14 protein-coding genes are annotated in these 15706 nt (G+C 37.8%); 8 read left to right on the top strand and 6 right to left on the bottom strand.

The features are described from left to right. Positions 1-114: 114 nt before the first annotated feature. Entirely contained in the window at positions 115-1263 is a 1149-nt protein-coding gene (locus tag IPK35_22980; GenBank protein ID MBK8056053.1) for an ATP-binding protein, read from the top strand. Next, positions 1260-1796, top strand: a complete 537-nt coding sequence (locus IPK35_22975) for a hypothetical protein (GenBank protein ID MBK8056052.1) — start codon at positions 1260-1262, stop codon at positions 1794-1796. The genes IPK35_22980 and IPK35_22975 overlap by 4 nt, the downstream gene beginning before the upstream one ends. A 16-nt stretch (positions 1797-1812) precedes the next feature. On the opposite strand, the gene IPK35_22970 is transcribed toward IPK35_22975, so the two are convergent. Together IPK35_22970 and IPK35_22965 are read right to left on the bottom strand one after the other, a co-directional pair. Next, positions 1813-2982, bottom strand: coding sequence for an IS66 family transposase (locus tag IPK35_22970; GenBank protein MBK8056051.1), 1170 nt, complete (start codon positions 2980-2982; stop codon positions 1813-1815). Next, positions 2901-3125: a hypothetical protein gene (locus IPK35_22965; protein MBK8056050.1), complete on the bottom strand. Its 225-nt coding sequence runs from the start codon at positions 3123-3125 to the stop codon at positions 2901-2903. Before IPK35_22965 ends, IPK35_22970 begins: the two co-directional genes overlap by 82 nt. Before the next feature lie 513 nt (positions 3126-3638). Here IPK35_22965 and IPK35_22960 point away from each other — a divergent pair. Both IPK35_22960 and IPK35_22955 read left to right on the top strand, forming a co-directional pair. Further along, positions 3639-3809, top strand: coding sequence for a hypothetical protein (locus IPK35_22960; protein MBK8056049.1), 171 nt, complete (start codon positions 3639-3641; stop codon positions 3807-3809). Positions 3810-3881: 72 nt separating this feature from the next. Beyond that, positions 3882-4100: a hypothetical protein gene (locus tag IPK35_22955; GenBank protein MBK8056048.1), complete on the top strand. Its 219-nt coding sequence runs from the start codon at positions 3882-3884 to the stop codon at positions 4098-4100. Between the two features lie 572 nt (positions 4101-4672). Here IPK35_22955 and IPK35_22950 read toward each other — a convergent pair. The 4 genes from IPK35_22950 to IPK35_22935 all read right to left on the bottom strand — a co-directional run bounded on the left by IPK35_22950 (position 4673) and on the right by IPK35_22935 (position 10935). Beyond that, positions 4673-5545 (bottom strand): DUF808 domain-containing protein, encoded by an 873-nt coding sequence (locus IPK35_22950; GenBank protein MBK8056047.1) that lies wholly within the window; start codon positions 5543-5545, stop codon positions 4673-4675. Positions 5546-5880: 335 nt separating this feature from the next. Beyond that, complete coding sequence (locus tag IPK35_22945) at positions 5881-7122, bottom strand: DUF2961 domain-containing protein (protein ID MBK8056046.1); 1242 nt, start codon at positions 7120-7122, stop codon at positions 5881-5883. A 5-nt stretch (positions 7123-7127) separates the two neighbouring features. Continuing rightward, on the bottom strand, positions 7128-8411 hold the full coding sequence (locus IPK35_22940; protein ID MBK8056045.1) for a hypothetical protein: 1284 nt from the start codon (positions 8409-8411) through the stop codon (positions 7128-7130). Continuing rightward, positions 8392-10935 carry a hypothetical protein gene (locus IPK35_22935; GenBank protein ID MBK8056044.1) on the bottom strand — a complete coding sequence of 848 codons (2544 nt, stop codon included), beginning with the start codon at positions 10933-10935 and terminating at the stop codon, positions 8392-8394. Before IPK35_22935 ends, IPK35_22940 begins: the two co-directional genes overlap by 20 nt. 474 nt (positions 10936-11409) lie before the next feature. Here IPK35_22935 and IPK35_22930 point away from each other — a divergent pair, with 474 nt between their 5' ends. From IPK35_22930 to IPK35_22915, 4 genes are read left to right on the top strand one after another with little or no spacing between them, the layout of a single operon-like run. Beyond that, on the top strand, positions 11410-11997 hold the full coding sequence (locus tag IPK35_22930; GenBank protein MBK8056043.1) for a TetR/AcrR family transcriptional regulator: 588 nt from the start codon (positions 11410-11412) through the stop codon (positions 11995-11997). A gap of 4 nt (positions 11998-12001) precedes the next feature. Further along, complete coding sequence (locus tag IPK35_22925; GenBank protein MBK8056042.1) at positions 12002-13321, top strand: TolC family protein; 1320 nt, start codon at positions 12002-12004, stop codon at positions 13319-13321. An 18-nt stretch (positions 13322-13339) separates the two neighbouring features. Beyond that, the gene (locus IPK35_22920; GenBank protein ID MBK8056041.1) at positions 13340-14446 is read left to right on the top strand and encodes an HlyD family efflux transporter periplasmic adaptor subunit; all 1107 of its coding nucleotides are present in this window, start codon (positions 13340-13342) and stop codon (positions 14444-14446) included. 3 nt (positions 14447-14449) lie between these two features. Then, the gene (locus IPK35_22915) at positions 14450-15676 is read left to right on the top strand and encodes an ABC transporter permease (GenBank protein ID MBK8056040.1); all 1227 of its coding nucleotides are present in this window, start codon (positions 14450-14452) and stop codon (positions 15674-15676) included. The last annotated feature ends 30 nt before the right edge of the window (positions 15677-15706 follow it).

Here is a 15706-nt window from a genome sequence, read left to right as displayed (position 1 = left end):
CGATGAAATAGTAATAAAATGACTTTAGATTTGTTAATAATTTAGGCGAGCTTCAATCATTAAAAAGAAATCAAGTATTTCGTAAAATTGCTATCTTTGCAGAAAAATATACAAATGAAAATTTTAAGCTTATCATATAAGGATAAGGCATTAAAGTGGAGCCTTGAGCAAGCTGATTTCGATAAACTTACTTTATTAGTTGGAGCATCAGGTGTAGGGAAGACCCAAATCCTTAAGTCAATAATGAGATTAAAGTCGGTTGCTGATGGAAAGTCAATAAGTGGTATAAAATGGGATATAAACTTTGTGACATTGGATGGTAAAACATACGAGTGGGAGGGTGAGTTTGAGAACAAAGGAGATTTAGACTTTTCGGATGATGAAGATGATGATATAAAAAGAAATAAACCTTCAATAATCAACGAACAACTTAAAGTCAATAGCAAAATAGTAGTAAGCAGAGATAAAGAGTCAATAATTTTTAACGGGTCATCAACTGTAAAGCTACCGAATCAACAGAGTGTTTTATATTTGCTAAAAGAAGAGGATTTAATAAAGCCAGCCTTCGATGGATTTAACAAAATAATTTATAGTGACCAAACAGATTCAACTCGAGAGGCATTTAGAATTAAATTTTCTGACACACAAAAATTATTAAAAAAACACAAAACACTTGAATCTATTCGAGAAAGTGCTGAAGATATAAGAATAAAATTATTTCTTAGTTACAAAAATTCATTCAAAACTTTTCAACAAATTCGTGACAGGTATATTGATATATTTCCACAAGTTGAAGATATTAAAGTTGAACCATTAGATTATGAAGATGAGGTTGACCTTCCTTTTTTCTTTAAAGAATATCCTTTTATTCAAATTAAGGAAAGAGGAGTTGAAAAATGGATTAAGCAAGAATATATCTCTTCAGGAATGTTTCGAAGCTTAATTCATATAAGTGAAATTTATCTTTGCAGTGAAGGTAGTGTGTTTTTAATTGACGAATTTGAAAACAGTTTAGGAATAAACTGTATCAATGAATTAACTAGTGATATTCTGGCTTCGAAAAGGCAAACCCAATTTATATTAACTAGCCACCACCCTTATATAATAAATAATATTGGATTTTCAAATTGGAAACTAGTTACAAGGACCAAAGGAGTAGTAAAGACACATAATCCTTATGAATATAATATTGGCAAATCAAAACATGATGCATTCATGCAGTTAATTCAACTCGAGCAATATCAAACTGGCGCAGAAATATGAATTTATATTTCATAGTAGAAGGTAGAAGAACCGAGAAAAAGGTTTATCCTGCTTGGTTGTCATTTTTAATCCCAAAATTTTCACAAGTTCAATGGGCCTATCAAGCCAAAAATGAGAATTACTTTCTGTTCAATGGAAATGGATTTCCTGTATTGCTTCATAATCATCTAGTTAAGTCAATTGAAGAAATCAATGAGTTAGGAAATTTTAACTATTTAGTATTAATTCTTGATACTGATGAATCCACAATAAATGAAAGAATTCAAGAAGTTACAAATTTTGTTGCAAATGAAGCCATTAAACTAAAAAATTGTGAATTAGTAGTGATTCCTCAAAATCGTTGTATTGAAACTTGGTTTTTAGGAAACAGGCTAGTTTTTAAGTCAAATCCTAAAAGTAGTAACCTTGTTGAATTCATAAGGTTTTATAATGTCAAAAATAATGATCCTGAAAAAATGGGTGTTTATAAAAATTATAACACACATTCTCAATTTCATGCAGATTATTGTACAGAATATTTAAGAGAAAGGTAACTACTCAGGTACAAAGTTAAGCATTAGCTAATACTTGGAGAACGTTTAGATTTCTTTTTATAGCAGTATCAATAACTGATCTTAGGACTGCATAATATGAAGCACCTTGGTCTGACCTAAACTGACCGCTAACCTTGAGTTTTACCTTTACGTTTCTGATGGCTTGTTCGCTAAAGTTGTTGTCTGGTGGTACTTCCATTACTTTTAGAAAAGTAAGTAGATATTGTTGGTGTTTGTTTAGTCTTTTTTGTAAAGTATGTAGTTTTTTATCTTTGGAATGTATCTCTTTATTCAGTATGTGGTTTAGTGTTTTTTCAATTTGGTTGATTTGTGTTTCATAGTTGGCTTCAGCATTTGTAAGCATTATTTTTTTTAGAGCCAAGGCTTTCCATATTAATTTAGTCAACTCGTAAGCCCATTTATTTCTCTTTTCAATAAAGTATTGTAATTCTCTAAGTATATGGCTTAGGCATATCTGACGTCCTTTTGCCCCTATGATGAAGTGTGCCTTCCAGCAATCATGGACCAATATAGTATTAACAAATCCTTCGCCAAAGTACTTCTCAATAGTTTCAAAGCCTCTATTTGATGAAACTACTATAAAGGTGACTAATCTTGTTTGCCATGCCCACAACCATCGCAACTTACCGTTTACCTTGCCTCCTGTTTCATCTGTTCCCACACAGCTACTTTGTTGTACCTCTTTTTGTATTTCTTCATACTGTGGCATACATCTTTGTGCCAAAGACTTTATTTTATTGACAATTGTTCCTTCGCTGATGTTTAGATTGAATACGTCTGCAAACATCTCTCGTATTCTGGATACGCTCACATACTGTCTGGCTGAAAAGTATCCACATAATGTCTCAATGTTTCGACCATAACTTATCGGACTCTTTACATGGTCAGGAAAAGAACTGACACAACAAGCTCCACAACTACAACGTCTTTCGTACACCCTATGCTCATATGTTTGTATGGCAATGGGCGGTATGTCTAAGACTTGTCGCCTTTCTTTCAATGTTGGAACATCGATATAAATTGTTCCGCATACTGGACACGTCTGGTCAATGTGATCAATTACCTCGGGTTCAGAGTGAAATTCTAATGTAGTTCCTTCGTGACCAGTTTGGCCTCCTGTTTTCTTGCCACTTTTTTGTCTGAGACTTTTTGTTGTTCTTTGTATATCCGTTGAGGAGGAAGTGAACTGTTTGAGCTATTCTTTTTATGACTCAATTCTATTATCCTTGCCTTTAATTTTTCGTTATCTTCTTTGGTAAGACGTAATTCTTCTTTGGTAAGACGTAATTCTTCTTTTACCTCGACCAATTCTTGGCGAAGCTGCTCAACTAAAACAATATGGAAGATAAATTTTCGATATTTTCTTGATTTTAAATCAAGTTCTATATCAATACTTTAAGGTTGGTCGTACAAAGTTATAACTCTTTTTGTATTTTTACAACTTTATTTTTATGCTTTTATACCTGAGTAGTTACTGTGTATAAAAAACTGCACAAATACTTAAATTCCCTCGCTACCCTCATTCCCTAAAGAGCCTGTCAAGCTACGCTTGAGACGACCTACGCCATTGCTTTCAATATTAGTGCTGGTCTCCCCTTTAGGGGCCTTTAAGAGAGGGGTCGGGGGTGAGTAAACATGGAGTACAAAATTTATGAGTTTGCCAAAAAAAAATCCTAAAATTGTCACAAAGGCGATATCACCCAAAAATCCAATCAAAATACGGTCACATCATAGCATCGACCATACAATATTGGATAGGTGAAGGTATAAATACAAGTGGGCAAAACATTATTTTGACAAATGTCTTTATTGATAAAGCTTATGAAAAAATATTTTAATAAAAATGAAAAAAATTGTCCGACGCCAAATTTTGGCGTCGGTGGCATGTATGTTTGCATCGTATTTATGATCAGACGATACAAAAAGGGATTTCTGTACCCTTCCACAAAGCTGCCGGCCAGCGGTGATGTGACAAGCAGACGGGATAATTAACCCTAACCCGGCAGAACCATGTATTGTGGGGAGGCGATTGAAAAGAGAGGGGAAGTTTTTAAATTAAAAACAATGAAAGTTGGTTTTGGGTTGTTGGAGAAATCACTGACGAGAAAAGAAATGAGGATTATATTAGGCGGTAGTGGTAGTTCTGAAGGCAGCGGCTGCCCTCATTGGTCATGCCAGACTATAAGATGTCCATGTAACGTTAGTTCCCCAAACCCTAAAGATCTGTGTTGTACGGGCTTGTCATGTAGACATGTTAGTGTAGGAATAGGTGCTTGTGAATAACTTCCCATTTTATTGTATGCCTACTTAGAATTGTATTTGTTGCATTAATTTAGGTTTGTCTAACTTAACTTATTGAATTTTTTGTAACTACTCAGGTACATGGCTGTTCAACCAAAAAATGCCCATTTTAAGTGATACTTCAGCTTTTTTCGTCAATAGCCCTGCTATTCACTCAAAAAAGAGCTTCGTCTGACTTAAAATGACCTGATTTTTGTGATTTGAACGCATATACCTGAGTAGTTACAGAGAAAGAAATATTAGATACTCAAAAAACCACCCGAATGGTGTAGTTGATAAACCATATTTAGATGAACTGGTTAACAGATTAAAAAAAACAAGAGATCTGAATTCCTTTAGACTTTTTATTGAATTCTGTAATATGATCAAACATACACTTTGAATATTACAAGTGATAAAATATGCGACCAAAACGGTAGCGGATTGTATGATTAACTTTAGTAGTTCTTAAATAAATAAATATCTTTCTTTTATCATCACAAAATGTGTATCGGCTGGCAGGTGGGTTTGTTATTATTTTAGATCGATAGTGTCTATACAACACAGAAAATCATCTAAGTTTTCTTAACTTTTTTGTAGATAGCCATCATCCCTGTTATAACAAAATATGCCGCAATACCTCCGGCAATGCCTAACAAAAATTCAGAAATAATGGATGGCCATGTCGTCGGCATCAAGTGATGTAGTAACTCTATATTATGCATAAAAATACCACCTGCCACCAATATCAATGCTATGGTACCTACCACGCTCAAAAATCTTATAATCAAAGGAAGTAACCGAATAAAACCATTTCCAATCGAAATCAAAGCTTTTTTTCCTCCGGATTTGCTGATGAGCATGAGTCCAAAATCATCCATCCGGACGATCATACCAACTAAACCATACACCCCAACAGTGGCTACAAGGGCCACAAAACTGACTGTCATGATCTGAATCGACAAGCTTTTATCCAAAACCGTTCCCATGGCTATGATCACGATTTCTACAGATAAAATAAAATCCGTCGTGATGGCTGACTTAATTTTATCTTTTTCATCTTCTGTGATTTCCACTTCATATTCAGGTCCTTCATCTCTTTCAGCATTTTTTTTATGAAAAAGCGTATCAATGATCTTGTGAACGCCTTCATACGCCAGATAGAATCCACCTAAAACAAGGATGTATTTGATCAAGACCGGAAGAAAGTAGCTCAACAGAAAGACTACAGGCAGGATGATCAGTTTATTGATAAATGACCCTTTGGTGATCGCCCATAATACTGGCAATTCTCTGGAAGAGACAAAACCGGTGGCCTTTTCAGCATTGACAGCCAAATCGTCGCCGAGAATACCGGCAGTCTTTTTTGTAGCCAGCTTGCTCATCATCACCACATCATCCATCAAGACAGCGATATCGTCCAATATTGCAAAGATTCCGGATGCCATATTTTATTTATTTTGGCTCAAAATTACGCCCTTCGTTGATTATTTTATCAAAAAGGTGAGTGTTTTTGGTAATTTGAAAAAGAGTGGACAAATTTTTACTTTGGACATGTCCTGAAATTATAAATAAATGAGACTCCGTATTTCATGAATTACACTACATTGATCTACACATTTTCATTTAATTCTTGTCGCACATCATCAGGACTAAATAAATAAGATTATGTGTCATGTATTTGCTGCCTTGTTGGATGTGATAGTAGGCGTTTTGAATATTTACCATTTGCATTGGAAACATTTGATGATGGTGTATTATTTAATTCAGTGAGAATCTCTGCCTACTTAACTTTATCCCATACTTTTTCTTTCAGGTATTTGAGCCTGAGTTCGAGTGGAGGCAATTCCAGCAGGTTGTTTTCAGGTTTGTTGAGATAAAAATAGGCTGTTGCAGAAACATCATCACTTCGGTAGAAGTTAACACCTGTCATCGGAAAATCTTTATCACTGATCTTTCTCCCTGAATGTTCACCGAGCAATCTTCCCTGGTACGTTCGGGTGCTGTCATTTCCGATAAACCATACCGGAATTAAATCTGCGCCCTTATCCATCATTTTGCGAATTTCGGTAATGTTAGCGTTACCCATTTGTTGGATAGTTACCTTACAATTGTTATGAAAATATACAGGATCGGGTATATGAAATCGGTAAAAAGCATAAATATCATGATCCTTATTTGATATCAGCGAGCCGAAATACCTGCAGGCATATTCGCCCTGTCCCCACCCGCTGCCAATATAATCTTCTGTTCCGGTACCAACGAGTGAAGGGTTTTTAGCATCTCCATCCAGAAAAATTTTCACTTCGCCTTCGCCAAACCAGGTTCCTTTGTACATAGTGTCTCCAATCACACCGATATTGGTCCCAAGAAATCTGCCAATTCCATTTACTTCAGGCAGAATTACATAATCTACGCCGGGAGTGGTTTTAAGATTCCTGTTCCAGTATGCATGAAAATACATGGCATCTTCCGGCAGTTTATCCATTTCCAGGAAATTGATATCGTACCAAAGCCAGACTTCAGAATTAGATTCGTTGGTCATGGTAATCAATGCTGATTTGCGGTATGGCATGGGAATTGTAAAATTGAACGAACGGGCTTCGGGGCTTGAAAACAATTCGTTGTCATACTTCGCTATCAAGCCATGACTGATACCAAAGAAATCACCAACCGGCGCCGAAACAGCAGGCTTTTTCGATCCATCCCAGTACATATCCATCCTTACTGCGCGACGTTGTTCTGCATTAGTACCTATGGTGCCACTTAACCACATGCGGTTAATAATGCCTGAACCTTTTATGTCAAATATTGCTTTGGTTTCACCGGGAGCAATAATGTAAAATGCATTTCCTTTTGCGCCCTTGTTGGTTAGTCCGCCTTTTCCTTTCTCGCCGGTAGGATTTTCAGGACTTACCCACCGAGAGTTGGTACCTGCAGAAGGGGACTGATAGATGGGTTGTGTTTGTGCCGCAAAACCCATGAATCCCAGCAGAAAAATAAAACAAAATGGGAGCTTGATCATATTACTTATTTTTTAAATGCTGATTTAACCTGCTCAATGGACACATTAAGAATCTTTTTAGATAGAATATCAAGTTGTTCTTCTGTTCCAACAAAATGAAACATCCGTTGAATATGATTCATTGATTCGCCTGGAGCAAGAAAAGCTGCAGGAGAAGAACTTTCCAGCTCGTAAAATGGTCCGATTTGTCCACCACTATCAAGAGGGCCATCATTGTATGAGTTGATCGCATCACCTTTGAAAGGTTCTTTTTGCATTTCCCAAAGCTGGTTGATGTAATCTTTTTCATTTTCCGGCAGGGAGAGTTGGAGGATAGTTAAAGCCTTATTTTCTATATCGTAGCTCCCGGCAAAAGATGTTGCTCTTTTATAAGCTATTCCAAGTTTACTTCGGTGTTTACCATCCACTTTAAAATAAAGGATACCCTCTTTCATCTGAATCCTGTCTGCTGGTATTTCACCAAAATAGTTGGTAGTTGCCACTGGTCCAAGGGTTTTGTCATCCCCTTCATGGTAGGGTATTATGGCGGCACCATTCTCAATTGGATTTAGCATACTCAAGATCCAGATGGAAAGTGTACCGGACTCTTTTGTCCATGATTTTTTACCGGTATTTATTATTGTGTTGTAGGTTTCGAAACCAACCCATCGGACGGAAGGGTCGGGTTCAACACGCAGATTTGTCATCATTTCTGTTGACGATAGCAAATGAACATCCCGTTTCAATAATAAGTCAAACTCAGTACCAGAATAATTTTGAAGTTTCAGATTCTTCTGCATCGAGACTTTGTCGGAGGTTGCAGCTGTTTTCTGCCAGGGCTCAGTATCCAATCCTGCAGGAGTCTGCCAGTCTTCGAAAACCATTTTTGAACCAGGCTTGAAAAATATGGAATACTGGCCGCCCTCGGGTCCGAGCCACATCCTGTCTTCACCGCCATAGGCATTGATATGAGGAACAACAGTATCTGATTCCAAAGCTTTGTAGTTGATCCAGCCAAAGCTATTTCCGGTTAATCCTGTTGCAGTACTTGTAAATACCTTTCCCTGATATTTGGGTGAAATGATAATCTGTGCATCACCATTCGCCAAAACAATAATGCTGTCTTTTGTTTTCAGGAACTCCAGGTCATAGCCAAAGCTTCCTTTCTCATACTGGTATGCAGCTATTTTATTCTCTGTTTTTTTATTTGGGCTGCAGGAAAGTAAACAGTTAAAACTGATGAGTATGATTACTGAAAGTGTTTTCATGATAATATAGATTGATGTCTTTTTACTTGATTTCGTATACATAACTTTGACTTGAGCCAAGAACCATTTCTTTTGTTTTAAGCGTTCCGATGCCGGAAAGAGTAAATTCGGCTATTGCGACTTTGCCATTTAATACGTTGAGGCTCGCAGTTTTTCCTGCTACTTTACAGGTGCCCCAGGCATAGCCATTACTCCAAAAATAAGTACCTGGTTTTGATGTAAAAGTCATAGATTTATCGGCTCCTGAGTAATGAAAACCCGCCATAGCCAGCACTCCTGACCAGCTGGCCATTGCCCTGGCATAGTGATGGCCGCATTCCGGTTCGTCAAACGGGTTACGTTTTTCACCATCAAAGCGGTCACGGATACTTTTTATACATTTAAGACCGGATTCTGTTTGTCCTTCGTACAGCATTCCGATAGCTGCTGCATACTCAAAGCCGGACATAGATTCGGCAAAATAAGGGAAAGGTACTTTAAGTCGCCCTTTTGGCCAGCTGGCCATGATCAGTCCGGATTCCTTGTCCATCACATACGAACGCATATTGTTGAAAACATCATCGAATCGTTCAACGTAGTTGTTTTTCATCACAGTTTGTAATGCAGTCTTTATATTTTCTTTTTTTGCCAGATAGCCCAGTCCGCAGACATGTGCCATATATTGGCCAGCCAATTGATCCACAAGACAACCGGATCCAAGCTGATATCTTGGGATTTCAACCGCCGAATCATTCATGTTGAGGAAATTGAATGATTTCGGATCCGTAATTTTATGCTCGTAATAGGATCCATTGAAAAGATTTTGGTCTACCCATCTGCTTCCATTTGCAAAAACCTGGTCACACTTTGATGCAAATGCTTTATCGTTCATGGCTATTGCCATTTTCGAGCAGGCTTTCAGCGCACCGAAATACCAGAACTGCATCTGAGGATTTGGTCCATAGTAGTCTACATCCATCGTGTTGTGCTGCTGGCCTTCCTGCACGCCATCCTGATTACCATCCCAACCGCGCTCAACCCATGCGTATGACATGGCCACTTTCACTTTTGGCCAATATTTTTTAAGAAATTCGAGATCGCCCGAAAGCATCCAGTCGCGGTAGAAACGCATGATGGTACCCATCTGGCCGTCAGCTGCTGCAACATGATCAATATCTAAGTTAGATTCAAGTGGCAGGTTGACACGGTTCATCATTTTACCATTTTCCTTGCTGCCGTAAGTGAATTCAACATCGCGCATGGTACGGGCAAGGTCACCAAAAAGAAACGAGGTTGCCGTTTCATAATTCCAAACATGTGTACAACTTCCATAGCACGAACCGGTTTCGTCCATAATACCTTCCCATCCCATCATGTGACCCGAAGGAAGGCGAAAAACAGTTTGCGAACGCAGTGTAGAAAGATTAAACATGGCTGCCTCCTTCACTACTTCCGGAATGCTGCTTTCAACAAAAGCTTTTGCAAAATCAATAGACTTTTGCTCGAGTTGAGGAAAACGGACGGCTTCTTGTTCAATGACATCCCATGCATCTTTATACTTGGTTGTATAATAGTTGCCGATTAATTTACCTTTATAATTATAGTCCCAGGCTCCGTTCCAATCATAGCGGTTGGGGAAATGCCATGTAATGTAAAATGTAAATACCTTTGATCCGTGAGCAGGAATGAGCTGTTTTGAAGCTAACGATGCCATAGGATTATCATCTACAAGACGATCCTTATCTGTCAGAACACCATCAGCGCTGAAGTCGTCCCAAAAGTCGAGTGTTGCATTTTCCCAGTCATTAGGTGTGGACGAACGGCGATAACTCACCTCGGATCGGTCAGGGCTTGTCAGTGCAATGGTTCCCCATGCAGGATCGGTTTTAGCTACACTGTCGCTGTACATATATATTCCCTGTACCAAATCACTTTTACGAAATGTATTGATGTTGTTTTTGGCTCCGTAAGTCACTACATCGGCCTTCCAGTTTTTATATGTTTTGCTGCCGTCCATGCCGATAAAATTGCGTATAGTACCGCATACGGCTACCTCCATGGGTACATTAGTTTTGTTTGTTACCTCGTATTTCAATATAGCCACAGGTATGCTGCTTGCATCAACATCGCCGGGAATAAAAGGATTGAAGCCTTTAATCTTTACGGCAACAGGCAGCAGGTCGTCAGTCAGATTTACTGCTCCGAACGGATACGCTGCATCAAAAGAAGCTGCCGAAAACCGAGGCATTCCGTGATTGTTTACCGGGCGGCCTTCGTAATGCATATATTCACTTGGGTGAAATGGACCTATCAATGCTTTGGCCATTGGGTTTTGGCCATTGGGTTTGACATAAATGGCAAAAAAGGGAGCCTGATTTCCTGTTTGTCCTGTACTGAACTTAATACCCGGCTTATTCATAATCGACCAATCTCGGAGCTCTCCTCGCCCGCCAAGTGATACAGTACCAGTGCCGATTCCACCAAGCGGCAGGGCTATATTAAGTAAGTGGTCCTGATCGTAATGTTTTAATACCGGCCATTCATTTATCTGTGCATTTGATATGGAAATAGCGCAGCATACCATCATGAAAAAACTGATTCTTTTTTTTGTCATTATATTATTTTTTAAGTGCATACATACTCAAATATTTAGATAGTTATTTAGATTTTTAGGTATTATTGACCTTTGATTTTTTGTTTCAAATTTACAAATAAACGAACTCGAACTCAAAGTTTAGATAAAAATATCGATTTGTCTTAAAGTCTATTTTACAGACACTCTACTAATAAGCTAAGCATACCCTAAAATGAATTTAACAATGATATTCAAAGTAAAGATATTATAATTTTAATTATTCTATAAAAATAAAACACAGGAAGATTTTCTTTGGATTTAAGTAATCGACCTTACACATGAAGAAATCAAAAGGCTTTCAAAGTAATCCCTTTCTCAGCTTGTAAAGTAAAACTAAGAATGTAAGCTAAATTTTGTAATTCACCACAACATTTTCTAATTACAGATGTTTACTTGTGTGAGTGAACATTCACACACACAAATTTTATGGATATCACAAGCAGACAATATGAAATCATACAGGCAAGTGGAAAGATCCTTGTAGATAAAGGCGTTTCTGGATTAACTGTTAAGGCTTTGGCAACAGAGATGGGTTTTGTCGAAAGTGCACTCTACAGGCACTTCAAAAGCAAAGAAGATATCCTCATCCTGATGATACAATACCTGCAAAAGAATATTAAGGATAGGATAGAGCCCATTGCCAATGGTGAAGAAAATCCGGTTCAAAAAATCAAAATGATATTTGATAGCCAGTTCAGATTTCTAAATGAAAACAGGCATTTTGTTATAGCTATGTTGTCAGAGGGTTTACTTGACGAAAGTGATGGCATAAAAAATGAAGCGATAAAGATCTTTTTGTATAAAATGCCTATAATATATCGCTTGCTCACTGAAGGGATTGCACAACAGCTCATCAACCCGATCATATCCACGGATGCCATGCTTCATTTTTTGATAGGAGGATTCAGGACGCTCATTTTTAAATGGAAGATGACAGGATTTCACCTTGATGTGGAGAAAGAAGGCAACCAAATGGTGGAAGATTTTTTTACATTGATCACACAAAAACTTTAATCTTATGATAAAATTTTTGCGCAATGCCATTCTTGCTGCAATAATCATTTGTGGTTTGGGCAGACAAGCGGAAGCACAAGAAAAAAAGACTTATACTTCACTTGCAGAAGTCTGGAATGATGTCAGACAATATAACCTGACTTTCAAAAGTGCACAGATACAGACGGAACTAGCTAATTTGGCTTATAAAACTTCTGTCGGAAATGTCATCAATCCTCGTATGCCCGTGACACTCAATCTCAATGACAATACCAGGCTTCAGAGCAACTTCATACCTGCGGAGATTTTTGGAGGACCATCTGGAAGTTTTCGTGAAGTGACATTCGGTCAGCAGTACAATGCTTTGTTTTCGGTACAGCCACAATTTGACCTGGTGAATATGTCATCCATTGCACAGATCAAATCTGCAAAAATCAACAAGGAACTCACAGCTTCACAAAATCTGCTCAATGAACTGCAAATTTACGAAAACCTGAATGTCACCTATCACAACATATTGTCCTTAAAGGGTCAAAAAGACATTCTAATCAAAAATATTGCCATTGCAGAGCAAATCAAAAACATCGTTACCAACAGATATCAGGAAGGAATTGCCAGAAAACAAGACGTCAATGAAGCAGAGGTCAATATGATAAATTTGTTGGACAAGATGGAACAATTAGAATACAATATACGGATACAGGAAAAAATATTGGCTCTATTCTTTGAAAATAATACATTTCCTGAAATCAGTGAAAATCTTGATGTCTATGCATTGGAAAATATTTCTTCTGTCAGTGCCGGCAATGCAAAATCTAGAAATGTAGCTTTACAATCGCAAATGCTCAGACAGGATATCAAAACCTTGCAATATCAATATTACCCTATATTGTCATTCACATCGTCATTCAATTGGCAGAACCTGAGCAATGACTTTTTCTTTGCCACCAACTCATCGGGGATCAGCTACAATTTTATCGGACTGAAGCTTGGATGGGACTTTCCTACAGTCACCCGCCTTTCCAATATTAAAAACAAACAATATCAGCTCCAAACGCTTGAGCTAAATGAAACCCATGTGCAAAAAGAAACCGAAACGAAAGCGGAGCAATTGACCATAGAATATCAAAAAGCGCAAAGTCAGTACAAAAACTTTAAAGCCATTTTGGACCTGGAGTCAGACACCTATCAAAAAAACCTGAATCAATACCAGGAGAATATCCTAGGTTTGGATAGGTTGCTCATCTCTCAAAATGATAAGCTCAACAGTCAGATAAACGTGGTACAATCACTGGCCAATATCGCCTTTGCAAAACATAAAATCATCATCCATAACCTTTACTAAGATCAAAAAAAATCGCACATGTTATATAAATTAAAAATTTCATTTTTACTGGTAGCTATCACTGTTTTAGCATGTAAAAATAAAGAAACTCAAGAAATCAAACCAATCATTCAGGATATTCAGGAATGGGTATTCGCACCGGGACAAATCGAATGGGACGATATGTATAATCTTACTGCACAAACAGACGGAATTCTTCTCGATGCCAATTATGATGTTGGAACTGTAATAAAAAAGGGTAGCATCTTCGCCAGAATAGATAATCAGTCCAGCCTGATCAATACCGGAACGTCCAAAGAGCAATTGGTCATAGCAGACGAAAATCTTAGTGATAAGTCTCCTGCTATCCAGCAACTCAAACAAAACATAAGCTTTGCAGAAGCTAAATATCAGCAGGATAAGTTGCAAGCAGAGCGGTATGAACGCCTTTATAAAAATGAAAGCATTGCCAAAGTGGAGTATGAAAATGTAAAATTGGCTGCGGAAAATTCTTTATCAAATCTCAATGCGCTCAGAAAACAACTCGATGTCATCCTGCAACAATCAAGACAGCAGAAGATCACGACAAAAGGCCAGCTGAAAAACAATCAGGTTATACAATCATACAATCAAATCAAAGTCTTGGCAGACGGGACAGTCATCAAAAAACTGAAATCAACCGGAGATTTTGTACGTCGCGGCGAAGTCATAGCCGTCGTAGCAAATCCGTCAAAGGTGGAAATCGTGCTAACCATAGATGAAAGCAGCATCAACAGAGTAAAAACAGGACAACCAGCCATCATCAGGCTCAATTCAGAAAAGGACAAAACCTACAAGGGTATGGTCAACGAAATTCTGCCTGCTTTCGACGTCAACAGTCAGTCTTTTGTCTGTAAAATCATTCTGGAAGAAGCGCTGACTTCTGAAAAAAATATCTTTGGGACACCATTAGAAGGCAACATCCTGGTGGGTGAAAAGAAACAAGCATTGCTCATACCGAGAAAATACATGGGATATGGCAATAAGGTCCTTTTAAAAGATCGTGACACAACAATTGTCATCAAAACAGGTATCATTTCTACGGATTATGTAGAAGTTCTCAGCGGAATCACAGCCAATGACATTCTCATTCCTCATAAACCTTAAGCCATGAATATCAACACAGACATAGCTTCCACCTATCTTTTTACCAATAAAAAATTGACTGCCGTTGCTGTCATGGGAGTTGTATTAGGCATGTCTATTTACATTTTTATGAATAGTATGATGGTGGGATTTGATCGTGTGTCCAATGAATCAATTTTTAAAAATACACCTCATATCAGAGTGTACAAAGACGAACCTGTCAGCAAACCTCTTGTAAAAGATCTTGACAATAAAAAATCTATCATCATTAATCCCAAAATTGTTCCATCAAGTAATGCCATCATTAATCCTGAAGATGTGATCAGTCTGATTCGCCAGGATGAAAATGTCACTTTTATTACTCCTCAAGTGGCAAGCACTATTTTTTACAATACTGGCAGGTCTCAGATTCCAGGGCAAGCTTTTGGAGTGATTCCAGAGCAGGCAGACCTTATGTTCAATATTAAGGCAACTGTTGTAGAAGGCAGTTTTGACAAAATGTATGGAAATACATCCAATATTGCTATAGGAAGTGGTGTGGCAGAAAAACTAAGTTTGACTGTGGGTGATAATATCAGCATTTCTTCATCTCGGGGAGTACAAAAGAGTTTTACGGTGGTCGCCATTTTTAAAACCAATAATAGTATCATTGATAAATCAAAATGCTATATCCACCTCAGTGCAGCACGGCAATTGCTAAAAGAAAACAGTAGTTATACTACAGACATCAATGTCAATGCAATCGATCCTGAGAATGCTGATGTTATCGCTTCTGACTTAACTCAACTCACAGGGTATAAATCCGAAAGTTGGAAACAAGCCAATGAAACTTTAATGGCGGCATTCAGAATGAGGCGCATAGTCATAGGGTTTGTATCAACTACACTATTGATAGTGGCAGGTTTTGGCATTTACAATATACTTAACATGACCGTAACCCAAAAAATCAATGACATTGCCATCCTAAAAGCCATGGGTTTCAAGGGGGCAGATGTCGTTCGAATATTTCTTACCCAGGCACTTTCCATTGGTTTGATGGGGGTCTTAGGAGGTATGGGTATGGCTGTTGTTATGGTTACACTACTTAAGAAAGTGTATGTGGGAGGAGATATTGGTTACTTTCCGATTGATTATGAACCTTTAAAATTTGCACAAGGAGTCATAGTAGGCATGATCATCACATTCTTTGCAGGATACCTTCCGGCCAGAAAAGCCGCACAGGTAGATCCGGTATCCATATTTAGAAAGTAATTTGAACAACCGAATGACGAACAATCTGAA

The organism is Saprospiraceae bacterium (assembly GCA_016713025.1).
Taxonomy (GTDB): Bacteria; Bacteroidota; Bacteroidia; order Chitinophagales; family Saprospiraceae; genus OLB9.
This window is presented reverse-complemented; position numbering and strand designations above follow the sequence as displayed.